Origin of the sequence: Nonlabens sp. MIC269, from assembly GCF_001430865.1 — a bacterium.
Classification (GTDB): domain Bacteria; phylum Bacteroidota; class Bacteroidia; order Flavobacteriales; family Flavobacteriaceae; genus Nonlabens; species Nonlabens tegetincola.
Window position 1 is genome coordinate 2,021,280 of the sequence record NZ_CP011373.1, and the last position, 22,623, is coordinate 2,043,902.

General features: G+C 35.7%; 17 protein-coding genes. 12 read left to right on the forward strand and 5 right to left on the reverse strand.

The features are described from left to right. Window positions 1-12: 12 nt before the first annotated feature. Window positions 13-2,898, reverse strand: a complete 2,886-nt coding sequence (locus tag AAT17_RS09305; protein ID WP_060523834.1) for a SusC/RagA family TonB-linked outer membrane protein — start codon at window positions 2,896-2,898, stop codon at window positions 13-15. 223 nt (window positions 2,899-3,121) lie between these two features. Between AAT17_RS09305 and AAT17_RS09310 the strand changes: the two genes are divergently transcribed. From AAT17_RS09310 to AAT17_RS09340, 7 genes are all read left to right on the forward strand, one after another. Continuing rightward, on the forward strand, window positions 3,122-4,144 hold the full coding sequence (locus AAT17_RS09310; protein WP_060523836.1) for a LacI family DNA-binding transcriptional regulator: 1,023 nt from the start codon (window positions 3,122-3,124) through the stop codon (window positions 4,142-4,144). 118 nt (window positions 4,145-4,262) lie between these two features. Next, on the forward strand, window positions 4,263-5,708 hold the full coding sequence (locus tag AAT17_RS09315) for an MFS transporter (RefSeq protein WP_060523838.1): 1,446 nt from the start codon (window positions 4,263-4,265) through the stop codon (window positions 5,706-5,708). Then, the gene (gene pgmB, locus AAT17_RS09320) at window positions 5,701-6,363 is read left to right on the forward strand and encodes a beta-phosphoglucomutase (RefSeq protein ID WP_060523840.1); all 663 of its coding nucleotides are present in this window, start codon (window positions 5,701-5,703) and stop codon (window positions 6,361-6,363) included. The genes AAT17_RS09315 and pgmB overlap by 8 nt, the downstream gene beginning before the upstream one ends. Then, window positions 6,363-8,666, forward strand: coding sequence for a glycoside hydrolase family 65 protein (locus AAT17_RS09325; protein WP_060523842.1), 2,304 nt, complete (start codon window positions 6,363-6,365; stop codon window positions 8,664-8,666). The genes pgmB and AAT17_RS09325 overlap by 1 nt, the downstream gene beginning before the upstream one ends. 61 nt (window positions 8,667-8,727) lie before the next feature. Beyond that, on the forward strand, window positions 8,728-10,644 hold the full coding sequence (locus AAT17_RS09330; protein WP_060523844.1) for a glycoside hydrolase family 13 protein: 1,917 nt from the start codon (window positions 8,728-8,730) through the stop codon (window positions 10,642-10,644). Window positions 10,645-10,696: 52 nt separating this feature from the next. Then, entirely contained in the window at window positions 10,697-13,045 is a 2,349-nt protein-coding gene (locus AAT17_RS09335) for an alpha-amylase family glycosyl hydrolase (RefSeq protein ID WP_060523845.1), read from the forward strand. A gap of 64 nt (window positions 13,046-13,109) precedes the next feature. Continuing rightward, window positions 13,110-14,540, forward strand: coding sequence for an alpha-amylase family glycosyl hydrolase (locus AAT17_RS09340; RefSeq protein WP_060523847.1), 1,431 nt, complete (start codon window positions 13,110-13,112; stop codon window positions 14,538-14,540). A 64-nt stretch (window positions 14,541-14,604) separates the two neighbouring features. On the opposite strand, the gene AAT17_RS09345 is transcribed toward AAT17_RS09340, so the two are convergent. Continuing rightward, window positions 14,605-14,826 carry a hypothetical protein gene (locus tag AAT17_RS09345; RefSeq protein ID WP_060523849.1) on the reverse strand — a complete coding sequence of 74 codons (222 nt, stop codon included), beginning with the start codon at window positions 14,824-14,826 and terminating at the stop codon, window positions 14,605-14,607. A 169-nt stretch (window positions 14,827-14,995) separates the two neighbouring features. On the opposite strand from AAT17_RS09345, the gene AAT17_RS09350 reads away from it, so the two are divergent. The 5 genes from AAT17_RS09350 (at window position 14,996) to arsM (ending at window position 18,181) form a co-directional block, all read left to right on the forward strand. Next, window positions 14,996-15,331 carry an arsenosugar biosynthesis-associated peroxidase-like protein gene (locus AAT17_RS09350; protein WP_042279680.1) on the forward strand — a complete coding sequence of 112 codons (336 nt, stop codon included), beginning with the start codon at window positions 14,996-14,998 and terminating at the stop codon, window positions 15,329-15,331. A 53-nt stretch (window positions 15,332-15,384) separates the two neighbouring features. After that, window positions 15,385-15,711: a hypothetical protein gene (locus tag AAT17_RS09355; RefSeq protein WP_157539259.1), complete on the forward strand. Its 327-nt coding sequence runs from the start codon at window positions 15,385-15,387 to the stop codon at window positions 15,709-15,711. Next, window positions 15,712-15,999, forward strand: a complete 288-nt coding sequence (locus AAT17_RS09360; RefSeq protein ID WP_060523855.1) for a hypothetical protein — start codon at window positions 15,712-15,714, stop codon at window positions 15,997-15,999. It abuts the gene before it with no gap. 86 nt (window positions 16,000-16,085) lie between these two features. After that, window positions 16,086-17,150 carry an arsenosugar biosynthesis radical SAM (seleno)protein ArsS gene (arsS, locus tag AAT17_RS09365; protein ID WP_042279682.1) on the forward strand — a complete coding sequence of 355 codons (1,065 nt, stop codon included), beginning with the start codon at window positions 16,086-16,088 and terminating at the stop codon, window positions 17,148-17,150. 62 nt (window positions 17,151-17,212) lie between these two features. Beyond that, window positions 17,213-18,181 (forward strand): arsenosugar biosynthesis arsenite methyltransferase ArsM, encoded by a 969-nt coding sequence (arsM, locus tag AAT17_RS09370; RefSeq protein WP_060523857.1) that lies wholly within the window; start codon window positions 17,213-17,215, stop codon window positions 18,179-18,181. A 251-nt stretch (window positions 18,182-18,432) separates the two neighbouring features. Here arsM and AAT17_RS09375 read toward each other — a convergent pair whose 3' ends face one another. From AAT17_RS09375 to AAT17_RS09385, 3 genes are read right to left on the reverse strand one after another with little or no spacing between them, the layout of a single operon-like run. Then, on the reverse strand, window positions 18,433-19,254 hold the full coding sequence (locus AAT17_RS09375; protein ID WP_042279685.1) for a DNA/RNA non-specific endonuclease: 822 nt from the start codon (window positions 19,252-19,254) through the stop codon (window positions 18,433-18,435). Window positions 19,255-19,256: 2 nt separating this feature from the next. Continuing rightward, entirely contained in the window at window positions 19,257-20,360 is a 1,104-nt protein-coding gene (locus AAT17_RS09380) for an ABC transporter permease (RefSeq protein ID WP_060523859.1), read from the reverse strand. Further along, the gene (locus AAT17_RS09385) at window positions 20,360-22,495 is read right to left on the reverse strand and encodes a carboxy terminal-processing peptidase (RefSeq protein WP_060523861.1); all 2,136 of its coding nucleotides are present in this window, start codon (window positions 22,493-22,495) and stop codon (window positions 20,360-20,362) included. The genes AAT17_RS09380 and AAT17_RS09385 overlap by 1 nt, the downstream gene beginning before the upstream one ends. Window positions 22,496-22,623 lie beyond the last annotated feature (128 nt).

Genomic DNA, 22,623 nt, shown 5'->3' on the forward strand with positions numbered 1-22,623 from the left:
TGCTTTATTGAGTTATTTAATATTGAAGTTTAATCCAAAAATCAAACCTCTGTTTCTTGGAAATAAATTATTATCTATACCACGGAATACTTCAGGGTCTACTCCATCGTAATCTGTGATTACAAATAAATTAGTACCTGTAACAGAAGCTCTTACATCAACTTTGTCGCCTGGGAAGTTGTATCCTAACGAAATGTTATCCAGTTTTAAGAAATCAGCTTTTTGAACGTAGTAGTCAGAAAACAAGCGTTGTTGACTAAATTCTGTGTTTTGAATATCAGTCGGTGAATTTAGATAAATAGGGTTCTGAGTGTTGCTTGGGAAAACACTACCAAAGTTTGCTGCATTTGACGCAACGTTATTGTAGTTATAACCTCCCGCAGCACCTCTGAAAGTAAAGTTTAAGTCAAAGTTTTTATAGTTTACTCTAGATGAAAAACCATAATAAACATCGTGATTTGCTTTTTTATATCTTATACGATCTGCGTCGTTGATGATCCCATTTTGATCAACGTCTACAAAAACCCCATCTAAAGGATTACCATTTTGATCATATACCTGACGAAATACATGGAAAGTAGTTGGGTCTGATCCTACAGCCCATTCTTGAATGTTATTACCTGTTCCACCAGATATACCTCCTTGAGCAACAGGTTCGTTAGTGGCACCAGCTAGGTCTGTAATTTCAATTTCTTGAAAAGTAACATTACCACTAACATTCCAATTAAAGTTTTCATTGCGTATTACGTCAAGTGCTGCACTAGCCTCAATACCTCTACTCAACGTAGATCCTGCATTTTGGAAATTAGCATTTTCTAAACCACCAGCAGGTAAAAACGAAAATTGTAACAAATCATAAGTGTTTCTACGGAAAGCGTCAATGGAACCGGTTAATCTATCGTCGAAGAAACCTAAATCAATACCAAGGTTATATTGATCAGAAGTCTCCCATTTAAGATCTATAGCTCCTTCAGGGCGTATAGTTTGTACAAAATCATTCCCAAATTGTACTTGTGCTTGATTTTGACCTGGTGTAAAAACAGACAAATACGCAAACGAAGCTGAAATATCTTGTTGTCCAGTTTGCCCAAAACCTCCACGAATTTTAAGCCTTGAAATAATTCCACTGTTTTGAACAAAATCAGTGTTAGTTAATTTAATAGCTGCATTGGCACCATAAAAGTTCGCCCAACGGTTGTTTTCTGAAAATCGTGAGCTCCCGTTTCTAGAGTAACTACCAGATAAAATAAAAAGATCTTTAATGTCGAATGTAGCACGAGCAAAACCAGTTACTAATGTAGTTTCATTTACTGCGAAAGGATTGTCTTGAAATCCTGTGTTTGTAAGTGTTCTACCACCATCGGCACGGTAGAAGTCCTGATAACTACCACCTATAGTAAGATCCATTTTAGTGTCAATTGCATCAATAGCTCGTTTATAATCTAATCGACCGTCAAGCAAATGGTTTCTTCTTATCCCATTGTTGTAATTTTGACTTGCAAATCTGAATCCAGCTCCAGAATTAGCATCTCTTATAGAATAACTATCGTATTCATTGTAATCGATTCCTGCGTTACCTACAAATCTTAAACCTGGGATTTGGCTGATTTTATAATCCAAGTTCATGTTTAAACGAGCTTGTGAATTGTCATTTTGAGCATCCAGACTATTTAATAAACCTAACGGGTTACGAGGCGCATTTGGTTCTGGACCAGAATCGTTCGTGAATTCAAAATAACCACCATAAATATCATTACCACTAAAGATAGGTTGAGTAGGGTCAAAAACAACCGCAGCACCTACAGCGCCAGCATCAGCAAATCGACGTTCCTCTTGAGAAAGTTGTGAAGTGAACGTTAGTTTTACGTCATTGTTGAATCTATGAATTGCGTTTAAACTTAGAGACAATCTTTCGTATCCAGATCTTAAAAGAGTACCATTCTCATTAGTATAACCTAATGACGCACGTACTGAGGTTTTTTCAAAACCTTTTTCAGCTGTTATATTGTGAACAGCTCTAGTTGCATTTTGATAAATAGCGTTTTGCCAGTCAGTATTTGCATCACCTAGTATTGATGTATCACGACCTTGATCCTCTACCAACTGTCTGAATTCTGTTGCATCTAGTACTTCAATATAATTTTGCACCTTTTCAACAGCGTATTGAACTCCATATGATAATTTTAAATCGCTATTAAGTTTAGCTTTTTTAGTAGTTATCAAGATTACACCATTTGATGCTCTGTTACCATAAATGGCAGTTGCACTGGCATCTTTAAGAATAGTGAATGATTCAATATCATTTGGGTTAATAGAATTAAGATTTGCATTTCGTTGATCTAGTGGAACACCATCTACTACTATAAGAGCGTCTTCACTACCACTAAGTGTGGAACCAGGACGTACTCTTATAACTGGTCCATCTCCAGGACTACCACTAGCGGCTGTTACTTGTACACCAGCTGCCTTACCAGCAATCAATTGTCCCGGTGAAACTATAGCACCTTTATTAAATTCTTCTGAGTCTACAGTAGTTTGAGCTGCGGTAACATTAGCTTTTGTAGTACTACCGTATCCTATTAAAACTACAGTGTCTAATTCTGAAGGACTTTCCTCCAACGCTGCATTGATGGTCGATTGACCGGTGTAAGCTACACTTTGCGAGGTGTAACCCAGGTAAGTGAAAACGATAACTGCTCCATCGCTCACATTATTAAGGGTGTAATTTCCATCAAAGTCGGTAGAGGTTCCATTTTGTGTACCTTCTACGACAACCGATGCTCCTAAAATTGGGAGTCCGGTTTGAGCATCTGTAACTTTCCCTTTTACAACGCTTTGTGCTAGCGCAATAATTGGAAACAATAGGGCAAGTAATGCTATTTTAAAATTTCTAATCATGAATAATGGTTTGAATTAGTATTGAATCTTCTTCACACACGCCACGAAATTATGTAAACATAATGTTAAGAGAACGTTTTCGTTCTGTGATTTTACGAAAACGTTTTCGGCTCATTATAGTGTTATTTTATCATTATATTTAGATGGAATTTACGCTTTCGCGAAAGCGTAACACCTTATATTAGCATAATCGTAAAGAACTACCAGTAATTGTTTAAGTAGCATGGCTCAAAAATTAACGCTAAAAAAAATAGCTCAAGACCTTAAAGTTTCCATTTCGACAGTTTCTAAAGCTCTAAGGGACTCTTATGAAATTAGTGAGGAGACTAGAAAAAAAATTCAGGAATATGCTAAACAGTATAATTACAAGCCTAACAGTATAGCACTGTCCTTAAAAAATCAAAAGACGAAAAAAATAGGGATTATCATCCCTGAAATTGTGCATCACTTTTTTGCAACTGTTATTTCTGGTGTAGAGCATGTTGCCAATGAAAAAGGTTATCAAGTGATTATTTGCCTAAGTGGTGAAAGTTTTGATAAGGAAGTAGTTAATATGGAAATGCTGGCAAATGGAAGTATTGATGGATTTATTCTAAGTCTATCTAAAGAAACAATGTCAAAGCAAGATTTTCACCACTTGCGTGAGGTGATTAATCAAGGAATGCCTATCGTAATGTTTGATCGTGTCGCCGATGATATTCCTGGGGACAAAATTATTATTGACGATGTAACAGCTGCTAGTGAGGCAACGGACTTCTTAATGCGTAAGGCTAAAAAGAATGTAGGTATATTAAGTACAGTAGATTATGTCAATGTAGGGAGATTGCGTACACAAGGATATTCAGAGGCTTTAATGAAACGCGGTGTAGAGGTGAATCAAAATCTTATTTTGAAAATTGAAGACATTGATCATTGTGATGAATTGATAGAAAAGTTTATAGATAATAATCCATTATTAGATGGTATAGTGGCTGTGAATGAGTTGTTTGCAGTAACGGCTAGTAAAATACTATTACGCAAAGGAAAAAGAATCCCAGATGATGTCGCTATAGTTGCTTTTACTGATGGTATGTTGTCTAAATACTCTAACCCATCTCTTACGACCATAGGTCAAAATGGGTACGAAATGGGTGGAATTGCAGCGGCTAAATTAATTGATAGATTAGAACAAGATCAAAAAGATGAGGAACGCTACGAAACCGTTATCGTAAAAACTTCTTTAATAGAAAGGGAAAGTACACCTTAATAAAGTAGATTTGTATTGTTTATGTTTTTACATAAATACAGACTTATTTTCTTCACACACAACAGGATAAGTCTAACAAATAAAATAGGCTTGTCGTTTTAAATTAAAATTAAACGATATGCAAAAACCTAAATTAGGTTTCTGGGATATCTGGAACATGAGTTTCGGATTTCTCGGGATACAATTTGGCTTTGCTCTGCAAGGCTCAACCATGTCACGTATTTTTGAAACTCTAGGAGCTGATAAAGATAATATTCCATTTTTATGGATAGCAGCACCACTTGCTGGTTTGATCGTTCAGCCTATTATTGGGTATTTAAGTGATAATACTTGGCATAAAACCTTAGGTAGAAGACGGCCTTTCTTTTTACTAGGTGCAATTTTAAGTTCTATCGCATTACTTTTTATGCCTTATTCTAGTGAGGTGTGGATGGCTGCCGGACTTTTGTTGGTATTAGATGCTTCTATCAATATTTCAATGGAGCCCTTTAGGGCGCTGGTAGCAGATAAGCTTCCAGAATCACAGCGCAGCTATGGGTTTGTAGTTCAAACGTTGATTATCGGTGTGGGAACTTGGGTAGCAAGTAACCTCCCTAAATTCATGAATGATATTTTCGATATCTCAAATGAAGCAGCACCAGGTGTCGTTCCAGATTCAGTAAAAGTAGCTTTTGGAGTAGGAGCGTTAGTGTTTATTGTGTCAATTCTAGTAACAATTTTTACTACCAAAGAATATTCTCCTGAAGAAATGGCTGCCTTTAGCGACTCCGAACCTGAAGAGGAGAAAAAAGGAATGTTTGCTACAATCCTATCTACTTATGCATTAATGCCTAAAATAATGAAAAAGTTAGGTATTGTGCAGTTCTTTTCTTGGTTTGCGTTTTTTGCTATGTGGACCTTAGCAAATCCTGCTTTAACTAGTCATGTTTATAATGCCCCAAAACCTGATATCAAGAAATACGCTCAGGTCGATGAGGATGGCGAGGTTTTGAGAAACTCGAATGATACTATAGAGTTTACCAGTGCACAAGCAGAATTAAATTATAAAGAAGCAGATAAGGCATATAATGAGGCTAGTGATGATGTAGGAAGTAAAATGGGAATCTACGGATTGACTTCAATGATTTTTGCTTTACTCTTAACCTTTTATACTGCTTATAATAGTATAAACCGCAAGTATGTTCACATGGTCAGTTTGCTCGCAGGAGCAGCAGGTTTCCTTATTATGTTGTATATACCTGGTAAACCGGTCATGCTTAATCTTTCTTTCGGTCTTATAGGTATTGCTTGGGGTAGTATTTTATCAATGCCTTATGCAATGCTTTCTAGTTCTGTCGAGGCTAGTAAAATGGGACTTATGATGGGTGTGTTTAACATGTTTATAGTGATTCCTCAAATTATAGCAGCAGTAGGTGGAGTAGTATTACTACAAAATATGATAGGAGAAGAGGCTATCCACTCAATGACAATAGCAGGTATATTTTTAATTCTTGCTGCATTCTCAAATTTATTAATAACAAACAAAAAGGCGATTACTTATCAGCCATCCATTACTAATGAATAAAAAAGCATTCATATTTGATTTAGACGGCGTTGTAGTTGACACTGCAAAATTTCACTTTGTAGCATGGCAACGACTAGCGGCTGATATCGGAATAAATTTTACAGAAAAGGAAAACGAGCAACTTAAAGGAGTTTCTAGAGTTGACTCGCTTAAAAAAATTCTAGAATGGGGTAATAAAACATTGCCGCAAGAAGAGTTTGATGAAAAATTAATTGAAAAAAATAATCAGTATCTCTCTTTAATCGAAGGTCTCTCGGTAAACGATATTTTGCCAGGAGTGCATTCTTTTTTATTGGATTTAAAGGCAAAATCTCAACCTATTGCTTTAGGTAGTGCCAGTAAGAACGCTCGTCCTATTCTAAAAAAGTTGGGAATAATAGACCTATTTGATGTTATCGTTGATGGGACTAACGTAACCAAGGCAAAACCAAATCCAGAAGTCTTCTTGAGTGCTTGCAGTCAACTAGGATATAAGGCCGCAGATAGTATCGTATTTGAAGATAGTCAAGCAGGAGTTCAAGCTGCAAATACTGCCGGTATGATATCAATTGGATTGGGAGATCAAACAAACTTAAATGAAGCCGATGCTGTATTTCAATCCTTTGAAGAAATGCCATCGGATTACATAAAAACACTATTGAATACACAGAAATAATGAATCAAGAGTATATTAAACCAGATGCGTGGTCGATTATAGAAGAAGGATGGAGTCCTTCCATGGTTAAATCAAGCGAAAGCCTTTTTTCCATTGGAAACGGTGCAATGGGACAAAGAGCAAATTTTGAAGAACAATATAGTGGTGATACATTTCAAGGTAGTTATGTAGCAGGAGTGTATTATCCAGATAAAACAAGAGTAGGCTGGTGGAAAAATGGTTACCCAGAATACTTTGCCAAAGTATTGAACTCTCCTAATTTCATAGGAATAGATGTTTTTATAGACGGTTTACCTCTAGATCTTGCACAAGTTCAAGAAGTGAGAGAGTTTAGGCGCGAGCTTAACATGAAAGAAGGTTGGTACGAGCGCAGTTTTATAGCTCAAATTTCTAATGACAAAGAAATCAAGGTTGAATCACGACGTTTCTTAAGTCTTAAACACGATGAATTAGGAGTTATAAATTATAAAGTAACTGCAGTAAAAGGAAATTTAAGCATCACCTTCCAGCCTTATATAGATGCTGGTATCACAAATGAGGATTCAAATTGGGACGATGCGTTCTGGGCTATTGAAGAGTTATACTCAGATCAACATCAAGGTATGATACGCAGTCGCACTAATAAGACGAATTTTCACGTAGCAACCTACATGCAGTCAGAATTACTCAAAGATGAGGAACACATTCAATACGCCACTCATCTAGATCAAAACGATACAACCGTGCGTCATGAAGCTAGTGGTGATATCGCTCAAGGCGAAAGCTTAACTTTAAGAAAATATGCAGGTTATGTAAGTAGTCTTAATCATAACAAATACGAATTGTTTGATGCAAGTAAAAAAATACTAGCATTAGCAACTGAGCATGGTTACGAAAAGCTGTTTAATGAACAAGTAGAAGAATGGTCTAATATTTGGGAAATGGCAGATATCACTATTGATGGTGATTTAAAGGCACAACAAGGTATACGTTTCAATATTTTCCAGTTAAATCAAACTTATTTAGGTAAAGACAGTAGGTTAAATATTGGTCCTAAGGGATTTACAGGTGAAAAATATGGAGGCTCGACCTATTGGGATACTGAAGCATATTGTATCCCGTTTTATATGGCTACAAAGGATCAACAAGTAGCTCGTAATCTATTAAAATACCGATACGATCAATTAGATAAAGCAATAGAAAATGCAGAAAAACTAGGCTTTACAAATGGTGCTGCTCTTTACCCGATGGTAACTATGAATGGTGAAGAAAGCCATAATGAGTGGGAAATCACTTTTGAAGAAATACACCGTAACGGTGCCATGGTATTTGCAATCTACAATTATGTACGTTATACAGGTGATTACAGTTATGTTCCAGAAATGGGGCTAGAGGTCATGATTGCAATTGCCAGGTTTTGGCATCAACGAGCTACATTTTCTCAAAAAGCTGGTAAGTTCATGTTATTAGGAGTTACTGGACCAAATGAATATGAGAATAACGTTAACAACAACTGGTATACCAACTACATCGCAAAATGGTGTATTGACCAAGCTGTTGAACATTTAGACAAAGTGAAAGACGGTTACCCAGAAGATTATGACCGTATTATAAGTCTAACAAAACTCACTGGATCAGAGCGTGCTTCTTGGCAAGAAGTTTCTGATGGTATGTATTTTCCATACGATGAAGAATATGGAGTATACCTACAACAAGATGGATTTATGGATAAGGAGATTATTCCAGTTTCAAAATTACATCATTCACAACGACCTATAAATCAAAAATGGTCGTGGGACCGTATACTTCGCAGCTGTTACATCAAACAAGCCGATGTACTTCAAGGATTCTATTTCTTTGAAGATCATTTTTCTAAGGCAGAACTTGAAAAGCATTTTGATTTTTATGAGCCACTTACGGTTCATGAAAGTTCACTTTCTCCATGTGTACACAGTATTCAGGCTGCAAAACTTGATCGCATGGATCAGGCTTATGAGTTCTACTTACGTACCTCTAGACTAGATCTAGATGATTACAATAAGGAAGTTGAAGAAGGCTGTCATATCACTAGTATGGCAGGAACCTGGATGAGTATTGTAGAAGGTTTTGGTGGATTACAAATTAAGGATGACACACCTCATTTTACCACTAAATTACCTAAGGAATGGGCAGGTTTTTCATTCAAAATAAATTTTAGAGATCAAATTTTAAATGTACAAGTGACCCAGCAAGGAACTCAAGTGCAGCTTAAAGGCGATCAACCACAGGATGTAGTTGTCAACGGTAAAAAAATAACCCTACAACCACAAGTCATCACCGCTTAATGATGAATTAGCTTAACCGAACCTAGTCCTTGAATGGGCTAGGTTTTTTATTTTTCGAATTATGATTAGACTGAAACAAGTTCATATTGTAAGTTTATTATTTGTGATTTTCGCTTTCGCGAAAGCGATCTCACAACAATCATCCATAGACCGCATTGAACCACCATTCTGGTGGGCAGATATGGAACATGCCGAGGTTGAGGTATTGTTTTATGGACAAAATATTGGAAAAGCTGAGGTCAAAAGTGATTTACCAATACTTAAAATACGAAGAACTGAAAACTTGAATTATCTCTTCGTTAAATTTGATACGACAAATCAAAATCATGGTGAATACGCTATCACCATGAATGTAGGGGATACTTACTTCACCTCTAAATATGAACTTAAGCAGCGCAGTCTAAATTCAAAGCATCGAAAAGGTTTTGATAGCAGTGATGCCATTTATCTTTTAATGCCAGATCGATTTGCAAATGGAAATCCAGAAAACGATAGTCATCCAGAAACTACCGAAAAACTAAATAGAAGTTTTAAAGGTGGTAGACATGGTGGTGATATACAAGGTATTATTGATCACCTAGATTACATTAGTGAATTGGGAGCTACTGCAATATGGAGTACTCCATTATTAGAGGATGATGATAAACTGTATTCCTATCATACCTATGCACAAAGTGATTTATATAAAATTGATCCTCGCTATGGTACCAATGAAGATTATAAACGATTAGCCAGTGAATTGCATAAGCGTGACATGAAATTGATTATGGATTACGTGACAAATCACTGGGGTGCAACGCACTGGATGATGCAAGATTTACCAACGGCGACATGGATTCATCAATTTGATGATAACGATGGTAAGGAATTTCCAGTTCCTGGGTATGCAAATTCTAGCTATAGACAAACCACACAAATGGATCCAAATAAATCTCAAATTGACGATACCTATGCCGAGAAAGGTTGGTTTGTAAGTACCATGCCAGATATTAATCAAAGTGAACCATTAGCTCTAAATTATCTTATCCAAAACGCTATATGGTGGATTGAGTATGCAGGTTTAGATGGATTCAGAGTAGATACCTATTCCTATAATGAAAAGGAAGGAATCGCAGACTGGACCAAAGCTATCATGAAGGAATATCCGTATTTTAATATCGTAGGAGAAACCTGGATGCATGATCAATCACAAATAGCCTTTTGGCAAAAGGATAGCCCTATAGGAGCTATTCAAAGTTATAATTCAGGATTACCTAGTGTTATGGACTTCACTTTACACGATGCAATTATGAAAGCATTTAAAGAGAACGACCAGCAATGGGATAAGGGAATGGTAAGAATTTATGAGAACTTTGTAAATGATTTCCTTTATGCAGATGTGAACAATATTTTACTATTCGCGGGTAATCATGATACAAATAGAATCAATGGTGATGGATTATATGATGGCGATGTAAACAACTATAAATTGGCTTTGACACTAGTTCTTACCGCTCGTGGAATACCTCAAATATATTATGGCGATGAAATAGGTATGGGAGGAAATCGTGATACCAGTGGTGATGGCGATATACGTCGTGACTTTCCTGGTGGCTGGCAGGATGATGAAGTAAATTCCTTTAAAAAAAGAACAAAGTTCCAAAAGCCATTCTATGAATTTACTAAAAAGCTACTGAATTATAGAAAAGGAAAACCTGTTCTACACGATGGTAAGTTTTTACATTTTGTGCCAGAAAACAATTGTTATGTATATTTTAGGTACTCTGATTCTAGCAGAGTAATGGTGGTGATTAATAACAATCCTGAAAAAGTAACTTTAAATTTAGATAGGTTTAAAGAAGGATTACAAGATGTTAATGAAGGTCTAGATATACTCTCGGGAAAAAAGATAGATCTGGGAAATACGTTATCTGTTACAGGTAAAACTAGTATGGTCATCGATCTTGATAAACCTGAAAAAGGACCTCGCTTTTTCTAACAAAGTAATAAAAATTTAAATGACACTCGTGTCTTTTACTAAACCAAAAACTATGAAAAATTTAATTTATGTATTGCTGATTTTTCTTTTCGTAAGTTGTTCATCAAACGAAAAAGAGCAATACGATACTAGATCAAGTGTCATAAAAACCATTACCACTCCTATCTATGCTGGTCAAGATAAAACCGAAGTGGTTTTGACGGACTACATTACTGATGTTACTATTATTGATAGTATTACCTATGGTAATGGTGTAACTGGTGAAGAAATAGTCGATAACAGTGAAAGTGTTGAGATTATTCTAGAAGAAAACGCACCGTTTGTATCATTGATTACTTTATGGACTGATGGAATACGCAATGATATTCCTGTCTATAAGTCAATGTCTAAAACTATACCTATCAATTATTATGGTGATGCTAATAATGAAAACGTACAGCTTAAAGGAGAATTTACCAATTGGGCGCCTGTAGATCTTGAAAAAGAAGGTAATAGGTTAGTCTATCATGCAACTGTTCCACAAGGAAAGTTTCAATATATTTTCATGAAAAATGGACAGGAAGAACTGCTTTCAGGTCAGGAGGAAAATGTGGTAAGCAATGGAATGGGTGGCTTCAATCGAGTGCTAGATAATAGTCGTAAGGCTGCTCCAGCCAGATTGCAATACGGTGAAGTAATTGAAAATGGTTTTACCTTTAATGCAACAGGTCAACTAGATAATGTTCTTGTTTTATTTGAAAACCAACTTATAGATTTTAAAAAAGAAGGAAACAGCTACCAAGTTAAATTGCCAAAAAAAGATTTTACAAACAATATTCACCATACACAACTAGTTCGCGTTTTTGCAAGCGATAATAATGGTCGCTCAAACGATTTATTGATTCCTGTTCAGGATGGTCATGTGGTAACTGAGCCTTCTAGATTAACTCGCAGCGATTTTCATAATCAAGTACTTTATTTTATGATGGTAGATCGCTTCCTAGATGGCGATACTAGTAATACAAAACCAGTTGATGATCCAGAGATATTACCACAAGCAAATTATAAAGGTGGAGATCTTGCAGGTGTGCTTCAAAAATTAAAAGAAGGTTATTTCAGTAAAATGGGAATCAATACCATATGGCTGTCACCGATTACTCAAAATCCTGAAGGAGCCTATGGTCTATGGCCAGAGCCTAAAACTAAATTTAGTGGTTATCATGGATATTGGCCTGTGTCTAATACAAAAATTGATTATCGATTTGGTGATGAGAAAACTTTGAAAGCATTGATTGACGAGGCTCACAAGCAAGATGTTAATGTTATACTAGACTATGTGGCAAATCACGTTCATAAAGAACATCCGGTTTATCAAGAACACCCAGAATGGGCTACTGATTTATATCTGCCAGACGGCAGTTTAAATACTGAAAGATGGGACGATCATAGATTAACTACTTGGTTTGATACGTTTATGCCTACGCTGGATTTAGAGAATCCCGAGGTGACTGAGGTTATGGTTGACAGTGCCTTGCATTGGGTGACAAATTATCAATTGGATGGTTTTAGACACGATGCTACAAAGCATGTTCCAGAGCTGTATTGGCGTACATTAACTAAGAAAATTAAAGAACAAACAAATAGACCTATATATCAAATAGGAGAAACTTATGGATCTTACGACCTTATACGCAGCTACGTGAGTACCGGTATGTTGGATGCACAATTTGATTTCAATATGTATGATGCAGCTGTTTCCGCTTTCGCGAAAGCGGACAATTCCTACGGTAATTTAACCGAGATATTACAAAAAGGTCTCGATTATTACGGTTACCACCATTTAATGGGCAATATCTCGGGTAATCAAGATCGTGCTCGTTTTATAAGTTACGCAAGTGGTGATGTGAAATTTGAAGAAGACGCTAAAGCTGCTGGATGGACTCGCGATATAGGTATGAGTGATGAATCATCTTATGGTAGACTGGCAATGTTACACGCTTTTAATATGACGATTCCAGGAGTTCCAGTAATTTATTATGGAGATGAATATGGTAGTATAGGAGCAAACGATCCAGATAACCGTAGAATGATGAAATTTGATAATCTATCAAGCAATGAACAAGAACTTAAAAATCAAGTAAAATCACTTGTGTATTTACGACGTAATTCGATGAGTCTATTGTATGGTGATACCGAGATTTTATCAGATGCAAATGGTATATTAGGAATAAAAAGAACTTATTTCAAAGAAACAACCTATATATTCTTTAATGAAAATAAGATTTCATTAAATGCTTACAAGCGCAATGACAAGGAAGAGGTGAAAATTGTGATCAATGGTATAGAAGATCCTAATTACATACAGGTAAAGTCTCAATCCTTTACAATCGTGCAAACTAAAAAGACACCAATAAAACAATAATCGGAATATATTAGCATTGCACAATTTAAACTTACAATTTTATAACACCAGAAAATTAAAAACTATGAAAAACCTATTGTATTTGTTTCTAGCCTGTTTACTCTTTACAGCTTGTGAAAAGGATAAACAGAAGGAAGATGTAAACGTTGAAGAAGAATCTACGGTTTATACACCTATTCAAGATAGTGAATTAGAAACGGCTATTATTTATGAAGCAAACATAAGACAGTATTCTCAAGAGGGAACATTTAATCAGTTTACCAAGGATATTCCTGAACTTAAAAAGCTAGGCGTTAAAGTCATATGGTTAATGCCTATTTTTCCTGTTTCAGAAAAAAATAGAAAGGCCAAAGGTGATTTGATGGTTCATGATATTAAAGACCCTAAAGAAAGAGAAAAGTACCTAGGTAGCTACTATGCCGTTGCGGATTACCAAGCTGTTAACCCAGATTATGGTACACAAGAAGATTTGAGAAAATTAATAACTACTGCACACGATAATGGCATGTATGTTATTCTAGATTGGGTAGCAAATCATACTGGCTGGGATAACTGGTGGATTAATGAACATCCAGAATTTTATACAAAAAATGAGAAAGGAGAAATAATTCATCCTAAAGGAACAGACTGGACCGATACTGCAGACTTGAATTACGATAACGAGAACTTAAGATTAGCCATGATAGATGCAATGTCTTATTGGGTTAAAGAATTTGATGTAGATGGTTTTAGATGTGACGTGGCACATGAAGTTCCTACAGACTTCTGGAACGAGGCGTCTGGTCAACTTCATAATATCAAGCCTTTATTTATGCTAGCAGAAAGTGAAAAGAAAGATCTATTTAAGCAGGCTTTTGATATGGGTTATAATTGGGAAGGTCATCACATTATGAATGAGATGGCTCAAGGAAAAGTTAAACCTAATGCGTGGTCTGATTATATGGAACGTGTTAAAGAAAACTATGAAGCCGATGATATTCTTATGAACTTCATTACTAATCATGATGAAAACAGTTGGAACGGTACTGTGAAAGAACGTATGGGTAATAAGGCTAATTTGTTTCTAGCCTTTCAGTATGCTATTCCTGGAATGCCGTTAATTTATTCAGGTCAAGAATATGGAATGGACCATAGATTAAAATTCTTTGAAAAAGATACAATTCCAAAAACAAAAGGCGATGTGTGGAAAAAAATGGAGATTTTGGCTAAAGCTAAAGAAACCATACCTGCCTTACATGGTGGAAAGGACGATGCAGATTACATTACCATACAACAAGAAAGTGGAGATGAAATTATTGCGTTTAAAAGGGTAAACGGTGAATCGACTGTTTACTTTATGGGAAATCCAACAGATGTAAAAACAAGCACAACCTTTAAAATGGGCGATATAAAAGTGCGTGATATTATGACAGGAGCTACAGCACAATTAAGGGAGAATCAAATAATAGATTTGCCTTCTGGAGCCTTCAGATTTTTAGAAGTGGTTAATGAATAACCGCTCAAAATTATCAAGTAAAAAGGCCTGCCCGATATCGAGCAGGCCTTTTTTGTTTCAGCGACTAATTATCGTCTGTTTTTATTTTTTCAACATTACCATCTTCATCGTACTTGATTTTAGCATCTGTACCATCTTCATTTTCTAATTTGACCTTATCTTCTTTAGATTTAATTTCATCGGCATTTTCAATCAAATCATTAGCCTGCTCCTCAGGAGTTTTTTCATCTCTGCAAGCGGTTAAACACAATAAGGCGATTCCGGCGATTAATAAACTTTTTTTCATAATCCAGATTTGTAAATGTTAGTATTAATTAAAACTAGACAAAAGTTTTATTCGTAGATAGTATATTAAGATAGTTTTGGCATGTGGGGAATAAGAGCATTTTCCTGATTAGAGGTCATTAATTTGTGAGATCTATTCCCTAACTTGGCAGTGAAAAATTATAATTAAGATGCAAAAAACATACTACGACCCTAAAGACCTAAAGAAGTTTGGTAAAATAAGTGAATGGAATGAGCAACTAGGAGAAAAATTCTTTGACTATTACGGGAAAGTATTTGAAGAAGGTGCTCTCACAGCTAGAGAAAAGTCTCTAATAGCCTTAGCAGTTTCTCATGCTGTTCAATGCCCTTACTGTATTGATGCTTATACGGGTGATGGATTACAGCGAGGAATAACCAAAGAAGAAATGATGGAAGCGGTTCATGTAGCTGGCGCTATACGCGGTGGAGCAACTTTGGTACATGGTGTCCAAATGATGAATAAAGTGAATAAATTAGAAATGTAGATGCATCCTTAAACTTGGGTAGTCTGCAAAACAGGTAACTCCTAATACTGATATTGGAAAAATTAAAACCTTTATTTTATCAAACCTTTGAGAAATACTGTAACGATAGAAGTTACATGAATTTGTGCTGGGATGAGGTAATAAAGAAATACTCAAATAAAAAACGTTTCTATCATAATTTGAATCATCTTCAACACACGTTCAATGAATTACAAGAGGTTGAAGCTTTTATAGAGAGTAGTGATTCCATTCGATTAGCAGTTTTTTATCATGATTTAATTTATAAAGTTACTTCTGCAGAAAATGAGGAGCAAAGTGCAGATGCTTTTGAAAAAAGGATTTCAAAGACTCGTTTTGAGCATGTAGATTTAGTCAAGTAAATGATAATAGCAACAAAATTTCATGATAAAACCCTTAATTCAGATAGTAGGTATTTTTTAGATAGTGATTTAGCTATTTTAGGAAGTTCTTCTTCCCAATACGACGAGTATACTAGATTAATTAGAAAGGAATATCAAATATATCCTACTTTCTTATATAGAAGAGGAAGATTAAAAGTGTTAAGAGCATTACTAAACAAACCTATTTATCAAACAGATTACTTTACAAGTAAGTATGAAAAACAAGCACAGAGAAATTTAAAGAGAGAACTTCAAACATTAGTTTAAGAATAAAGAGTGACAATTTTGTGATATGTAGTTTGTAACTATGCAGCTATCTACATATTTCCAATTAAGAATAGCAAAAAGCAGATATGGCAGTAAATACTAAGGTATCCTTAAAGAAGAGAGAAAGTGAACTAGCAGCAATTGCTAAACAAATGGAGGTTTTAAATGGAGAGCCTTTTAGTGATGGTGAGTTACCAACTTTTGCAAATAAGATTAAAGAAACAAACCAGTTTCCTCTTAGACCCAAAAAGCTAGAAATATTACAAGTCAACGTGGGCTATATGTGTAATCAGGTTTGTGCACACTGTCATGTAGATGCTGGTCCCGATCGCAAGGAAATAATGACTAGAGAAACCATGTCACAAATTCTCGATGTGATAAAAACTACAGGTGCTCATACCTTAGATTTAACTGGTGGTGCTCCAGAAATGAACCCTAATTTTAGATGGTTTGTAGAACAAGCAAGCGCTGCAGGTATTCAAGATTTTATCGTACGCAGTAACCTTACAATCATACGAGCAAATCCTAAGTATTACGATCTGCCAGATTTCTTTAAAAAACACAATATACATGTAGTGAGCTCCATGCCACACTGGACTCGTGGTAAAACCGATAAGCAAAGAGGTGATGGTGTTTTTGATAAATCCATTAAAGCGCTGCAAGAACTCAATGAACGTGGATACGGAATGCCAGGTAGCGACCTTAAATTAGATCTGGTTTACAATCCTAGTGGTGCTTTTTTGCCTGGTGATCAAGCGAGTATGGAAAAGGATTTTAAAGCTGCTTTGTTAGAAGATTTTAATATTCAGTTTCATAACCTTTTTGCAATAACTAACTTGCCTATATCCAGATTTTTAGATTACTTAGTAGCAAGTGAAAATTATGAGGATTACATGTATGCCTTGGTTGAGGCTTATAATCCTACAGCTGTACAAAATGTGATGTGTACAAATACTATAAGTGTTTCTTGGGATGGATGGTTGTATGATTGTGATTTTAATCAAATGCTTGATCTTAAAGTGAATCATAAAATAAAACATATTAAAGATTATCAAGAAGATTTACTTCTAGATCGTAATATTGTTATTTCTCAACATTGTTATGGATGTACCGCTGGTGCAGGAAGTAGCTGTCAGGGAACAGTTGCCTAATTATTGATTATTTTATCACGCTTTCGCGAAAGCGTAAACAAAACAGATTAAAAAATAAATTAATGAGTTATTTAAACGCTACAGAAGAATTATATAGAGACGCTGCACTTACACCAGATGTGGGATTGTGCTGTACTACAAATCCAGTATGGGAATTACCAGGGCTAAAAATCCCTAGAATTATGCAAGAAATGAATTACGGTTGTGGTTCTACGGTTCATGCAAGGGATCTTACAAATAGTCCAAGGGTTTTATACGTAGGTGTAGGTGGTGGAATGGAATTATTACAATTCTCATATTTTTCAAGACAAAAAGGCGGTGTTGTAGGAGTAGATGTGGTGCCAGAAATGCTAGAAGCATCTCGTAAAAACTTTAAAATCGCTGAGGAGCAAAACGACTGGTTCAAAAGTGAATTTGTTGAATTACACAAAGGTGATGCCTTAAACTTACCAGTTGCAGATAACTCTATAGACGTTGCAGCGCAAAACTGCTTGTTCAATATTTTTAAGGAGGAAGATTTAAAGAAAGCTATAGAAGAAATGTACCGTGTATTAAAACCGCATGGTCGACTAGTGATGAGCGATCCTACATGTGAGCAAGAGATGAATGACACCTTGCGTAATGACGACAGGTTGAGAGCACTTTGTTTAAGCGGTTCATTACCTATAGATCAATATGTAAAAGCCCTGACTGATGTAGGTTTTGGTACCATAGAAATAAGAGCTAGGAAACCTTATCGTATTTTGGATCCTAAAAATTATCCTACCGATGAATTGATCTATATAGAAAGCATTGAAGTAGCTGCTATTAAAGATCCAATGCCAGAAGATGGGCCATGTATATTCACAGGTAAAGCTGCTATTTATTACGGCGATGAAAGACAGTTTGATGATGGTAAAGGACATGTTTTATTACAAAACCAGCCACTAGCTATTTGTGATAAAACGGCTGGTGCTCTTGCTGCATTAGGTCGCGATGATATTTATATTAGTGAAAGTACTTACCATTACGATGGTGGTGGTTGCTGCTAGATGACAGAATAAATTGTAACTTAGAGCGTAGAGATTTACTTCTCTGCGCTTTTACTTTTTAAATATAACGAGAAATGATTCCAGCTTGGTTTTATAAATTATTGATTACAATGAGTGTGATATGCCTAATTTTAATAGGCTATCGCATCGTTTCGGGAGAACAAAATCGCAGTTTTATATGGTATGCGTTTTTATTTTTAATGGCAATTTGGTTTGGTATGCGTCAATTGAGAATGTCCAATAAAAAGTAATTACCATCCACGAGTATCCCTACTAGATTCTAGCTGCTTCTCAATAGTATCTGGTAGCTGTGAGAAAAAATCGATTCCAGTAAGCGATTCAATTTGATCCACAGTACTCACATATTTATAAATACTTTCATTTGACGCACGATGAGGTAAAAGAAATGCTAGCATCTTTCCTCCATCGTTAGTTTGTCGGTATAATATTTTATAATACTGTTCTGGTACACTTACGTTATCAAACCCGATGCTTTTCAATCCTCTTTTTAACACGGGACCAGTAACCACATACAGTTGGTCATGCTTTTTTGCATAATACCTTGTTTTTTGTTCTAGGCGATTCCATATGCCTGCGTTGAATTCATGCTCTTGCGGTGATATGTTTGAGGTTAAAAATGTTTCTTCATACGCTGCTTTTGTCGCCCTGCGATCACCTGCGGGAACTAGATGACCTCGGTCATAACCACTGTTCTTGTAATTCTTCCAATGAGCAGCTTCAGTAGTGATTTTATCATCTATCTCAAAGTAAGGTCTTTTAAAATCAACCTCTTTGATATCACTTTTATTAAGAATGTGTGCTGTCCATTCTGCTTGTTCATGTAATTCATTATACGACAAGCTATAAGTGTGATGATGAACAACCTGATTGCCAGAAGTAGGTAAGAAATCTTTTCTACTTAGTTTTTTAACACCTTGATTATTAAAGTCGCGACTGGCAAAATCTTCTTGTTCCAGATTATCCTGTGACTCTTGTTTATCTATTTTTTGTTCCCAAAGAATAAAGCCTATGGCACATAAAAAAATTAAAATAGGATAAACGAATTTTCTCATAGTTAGATCTTTTTTACATCCAAGGCATCACGTAGAGCATTACCTAATAACATGAATGCCATTACAAGTGTCATGATTGCGATACCAGGAATAATTGCAAGATAGGCCTTATCTAGAATTATGTATTGATAATGGTCCTTTATCATACTACCCCAACTGGGCATGGGTGGTTGTGCACCAATCCCTAGAAAGCTAAGTCCGCTTTCAATGAGAATAGCTGCCGCAAAATTTGCGGCACTTATTACAATGATAGGCGCTGTAATGTTGGGTAAAATGTGTCGGGTAATAATACGCCAGTCATTAAATCCCAAAGCTCTAGCTGCAGTTACATACTGATATTCTTTGGCTACTATAACTTGACCGCGTACAACTCTCGCAACTTCAACCCACATAGTTAAGCCTACCGCTATAAAAACGGTAAAAAAACTTTTTTCCAAGGCTATACTTATTGCGATTACCATCAATAGGGTAGGGATAGACCAGGTTACATTTATCAACCACATAATGGCGTTGTCTATTTTACCGCCATAATATCCTGCAATTGCTCCTAATGATATTCCAATTAATAATGAAATAAGAACAGCAATAAAGCCTATTGATATGCTAATACGTGCTCCTATGAGCATACGGCTTAATAAATCGCGGCCATATTTATCAGTTCCTAGTAGAAAGGTCTTTGTTGTGGTTGCGCTTTCGCGAAAGCGTGTCATATCCATCACTTTGCCCCATTCATGCATCACTGGCTGGTAAGGTTTTGCCTCATTGTCAGGGTCAAAAGGAGTATAATGAATTATACCATCGATCGATTTAAGTTTGGTAAAAGGAATTTCTTCTACAGTTGATGTGCTACCCGATAAAAAGGACCAAAAATTAGAATCTTCCTCCTTTATAGGTAAAATCATCATTTTAGTAGAAAATCCTGGTGGTTGCGAATGAATGGAAAGATGCATTTGATTAGCATTGCGCGTGGAATCAGGAGCAATCACATAGGCAAATAACGCTAGTAATGCATAGATTACAATCACCGTAAAACTCAAAACGCCCCAAAAATTCTTTTTAAATTTTTGGAGCGCTAGATGTCCTAATGACTGTGATTTTCTTAACATTAATCTTTAAGGGTAAGATTACTGTTTTTAATGTTTTTCATCTTTAAATCCTTAAGGATATTAACAGCCTCATTTAAATATAAATCAGTCTGTAATCCTTCTTGCCAGCGCTCTCTTTTTTTCTTAAGAATGCTATCTTGTTTCGTAGCAAATTCATCGGATGGTGTAAGTTTGAAGGATAATTCATTTTTATAATCCTCAAATTGTTCAAATCGCTTTGATTGATTTTCTAAATTTTCCAATCTATTTTTATAAGCCTCTAGATTAAGAGGTATGACGTTATCCTCTCTTTGTTTTTTAAGCCATTGTGCACTTTCATCAATAAGCTGGAATTTTGGATCGTTGTCAATACGCTCTTGCGAGTTTTTAATAGCTTCACTTAAATTCAAATAACCAGTAAATCGATTATATTCTGCAGCTGGTATTTCATCATAAGGTAATGGGAATTGTTCGTCCTTTTCACCTAGATCTATATAAGAATAACGGTCTGGTGCAACAACGTCACTTTTTACACCTTCTAATTGTGTACTTCCACCATTTACTCGATAGAATTTTTGAGTAGTTAGTTTTATAAATCCAAAGTCACCTAAATTTCCATTGGTAATATATCTATTAAGGTCTTGAAACTGTTGAACAGTACCTTTTCCAAAGGTTTGTTTACTACCCAATATCACAGCACGATCATAGTCCTGCATAGCAGCTGCTAGGATTTCACTTGCACTTGCACTAAACTCATTTACCATAATTACTAAAGGTCCATCCCAAAGAACTTCGCCATTATCTGGGTCTTCATGAATTCTTGTTCTTCCGTTAGGATAGGCAACTTGTACTACCGGACCTTCTTCAATGAATAAACCGGCCATTTTGATTACCTCTCCTAATGATCCACCGCCATTATTTCTTAAGTCTAGTACTAGACCTTGCATGCCTTGCTTTTTAAGCTTAATAATTTCATTTGCGATGTCTTCACCAGCTGCACGACCATTGCGATCTTCCATATCAAAATAGAACTTAGGTAAGTCGATAAGACCGTAATTCATACCATCGTTTTCAATGATCATAGATTTCGCAAATGTCTCTTCAATTTCTACCACATCTCTAGTTAGCGTTAAGTCCTCTACAGTTCCATCTACCTTTTTAAGAGTAAGAATTACCTTAGTTCCTTTAGGTCCCTTTATAAGTTCAACAGCATCGGCGATTCTCATTCCTACAATACTTGTAGCTACAGTATCTTTCTCCTGCTTCACTTTTAGGATTTTATCTCCTATCTCAATTTTTTCGCTGCGCCATGCTGGTCCACCTGAAATGATTTCAATTACACTTATGTAATCCATTTTCTTTTGAAGTCTAGCACCTATTCCTTCTAGTTTTCCACTCATTGAGGTATCAAAGCGATCTTTGTTCCTAGGTGGGAAAAAGTTAGTATGTGGATCAAAATGTGTAGTTATCGCATTCATGAATAAAGAGAAATAATCCATGCGCTCTACATCATCATTTAAATCAAAGCTCTCTGCAAGAGATTTTCTCACTTCTTCAATAGCCTCTTTCTTGAGTGTTTCTTCAGATTTTGCTTTGCTTTGATCTTTTAGATCAGCCTGTTCTTCAATCTTGTCATAGTAATTACCGAGCACTGATAGTTTTATTAATTTTCTCCAATGATCTTTGAGTTGTGCTTTGTTTTCGGCATAGCTCATTTTCTCATAATCTGTATCAATCTCTTCTTGTTTATCAAAATCAAGTGGTTCTTGAATCACCTCTAAATAGATTTTTTCAGATTGATCTTGCCTTTTGAGTAGTCGCTCGTAGGCTAGAGTAAATAAGGCTACATTACCTTCTCGTATTTGATCATCGATTTGGTATTCATAGGCTTTGAATTCTTCAATGTCAGAAGCTAGAAAATACCTGCGACCTGGGTCAAGATCATTGATGAAGTTCTTGTAAACATCTGCCGAAAACTGATCTGTTAAATCAGCAGGAGAAAAGTGATTTCTTTTGAGTAGTTGTCCTACTAACTGAATTAAAACTTCTTCCTTCTCTTTATCTCCTGGGTCAATAGTATTTGTAAAGCTACAGCTGGCGGTAGCCACGAGCAGAGTTATAATACCTATTGCAAAATTATTTTTGAGAAAATTCATTATGTACTTCATTTATTCCTTCTATTAGCACTTAAAAATCGTGCCATTTTTTGAACGGGTTAAATTAACAATATGATTCGACAAGTCACGTCATTTTAATTAATTTTAACCCCAGTGTATGTTAACGT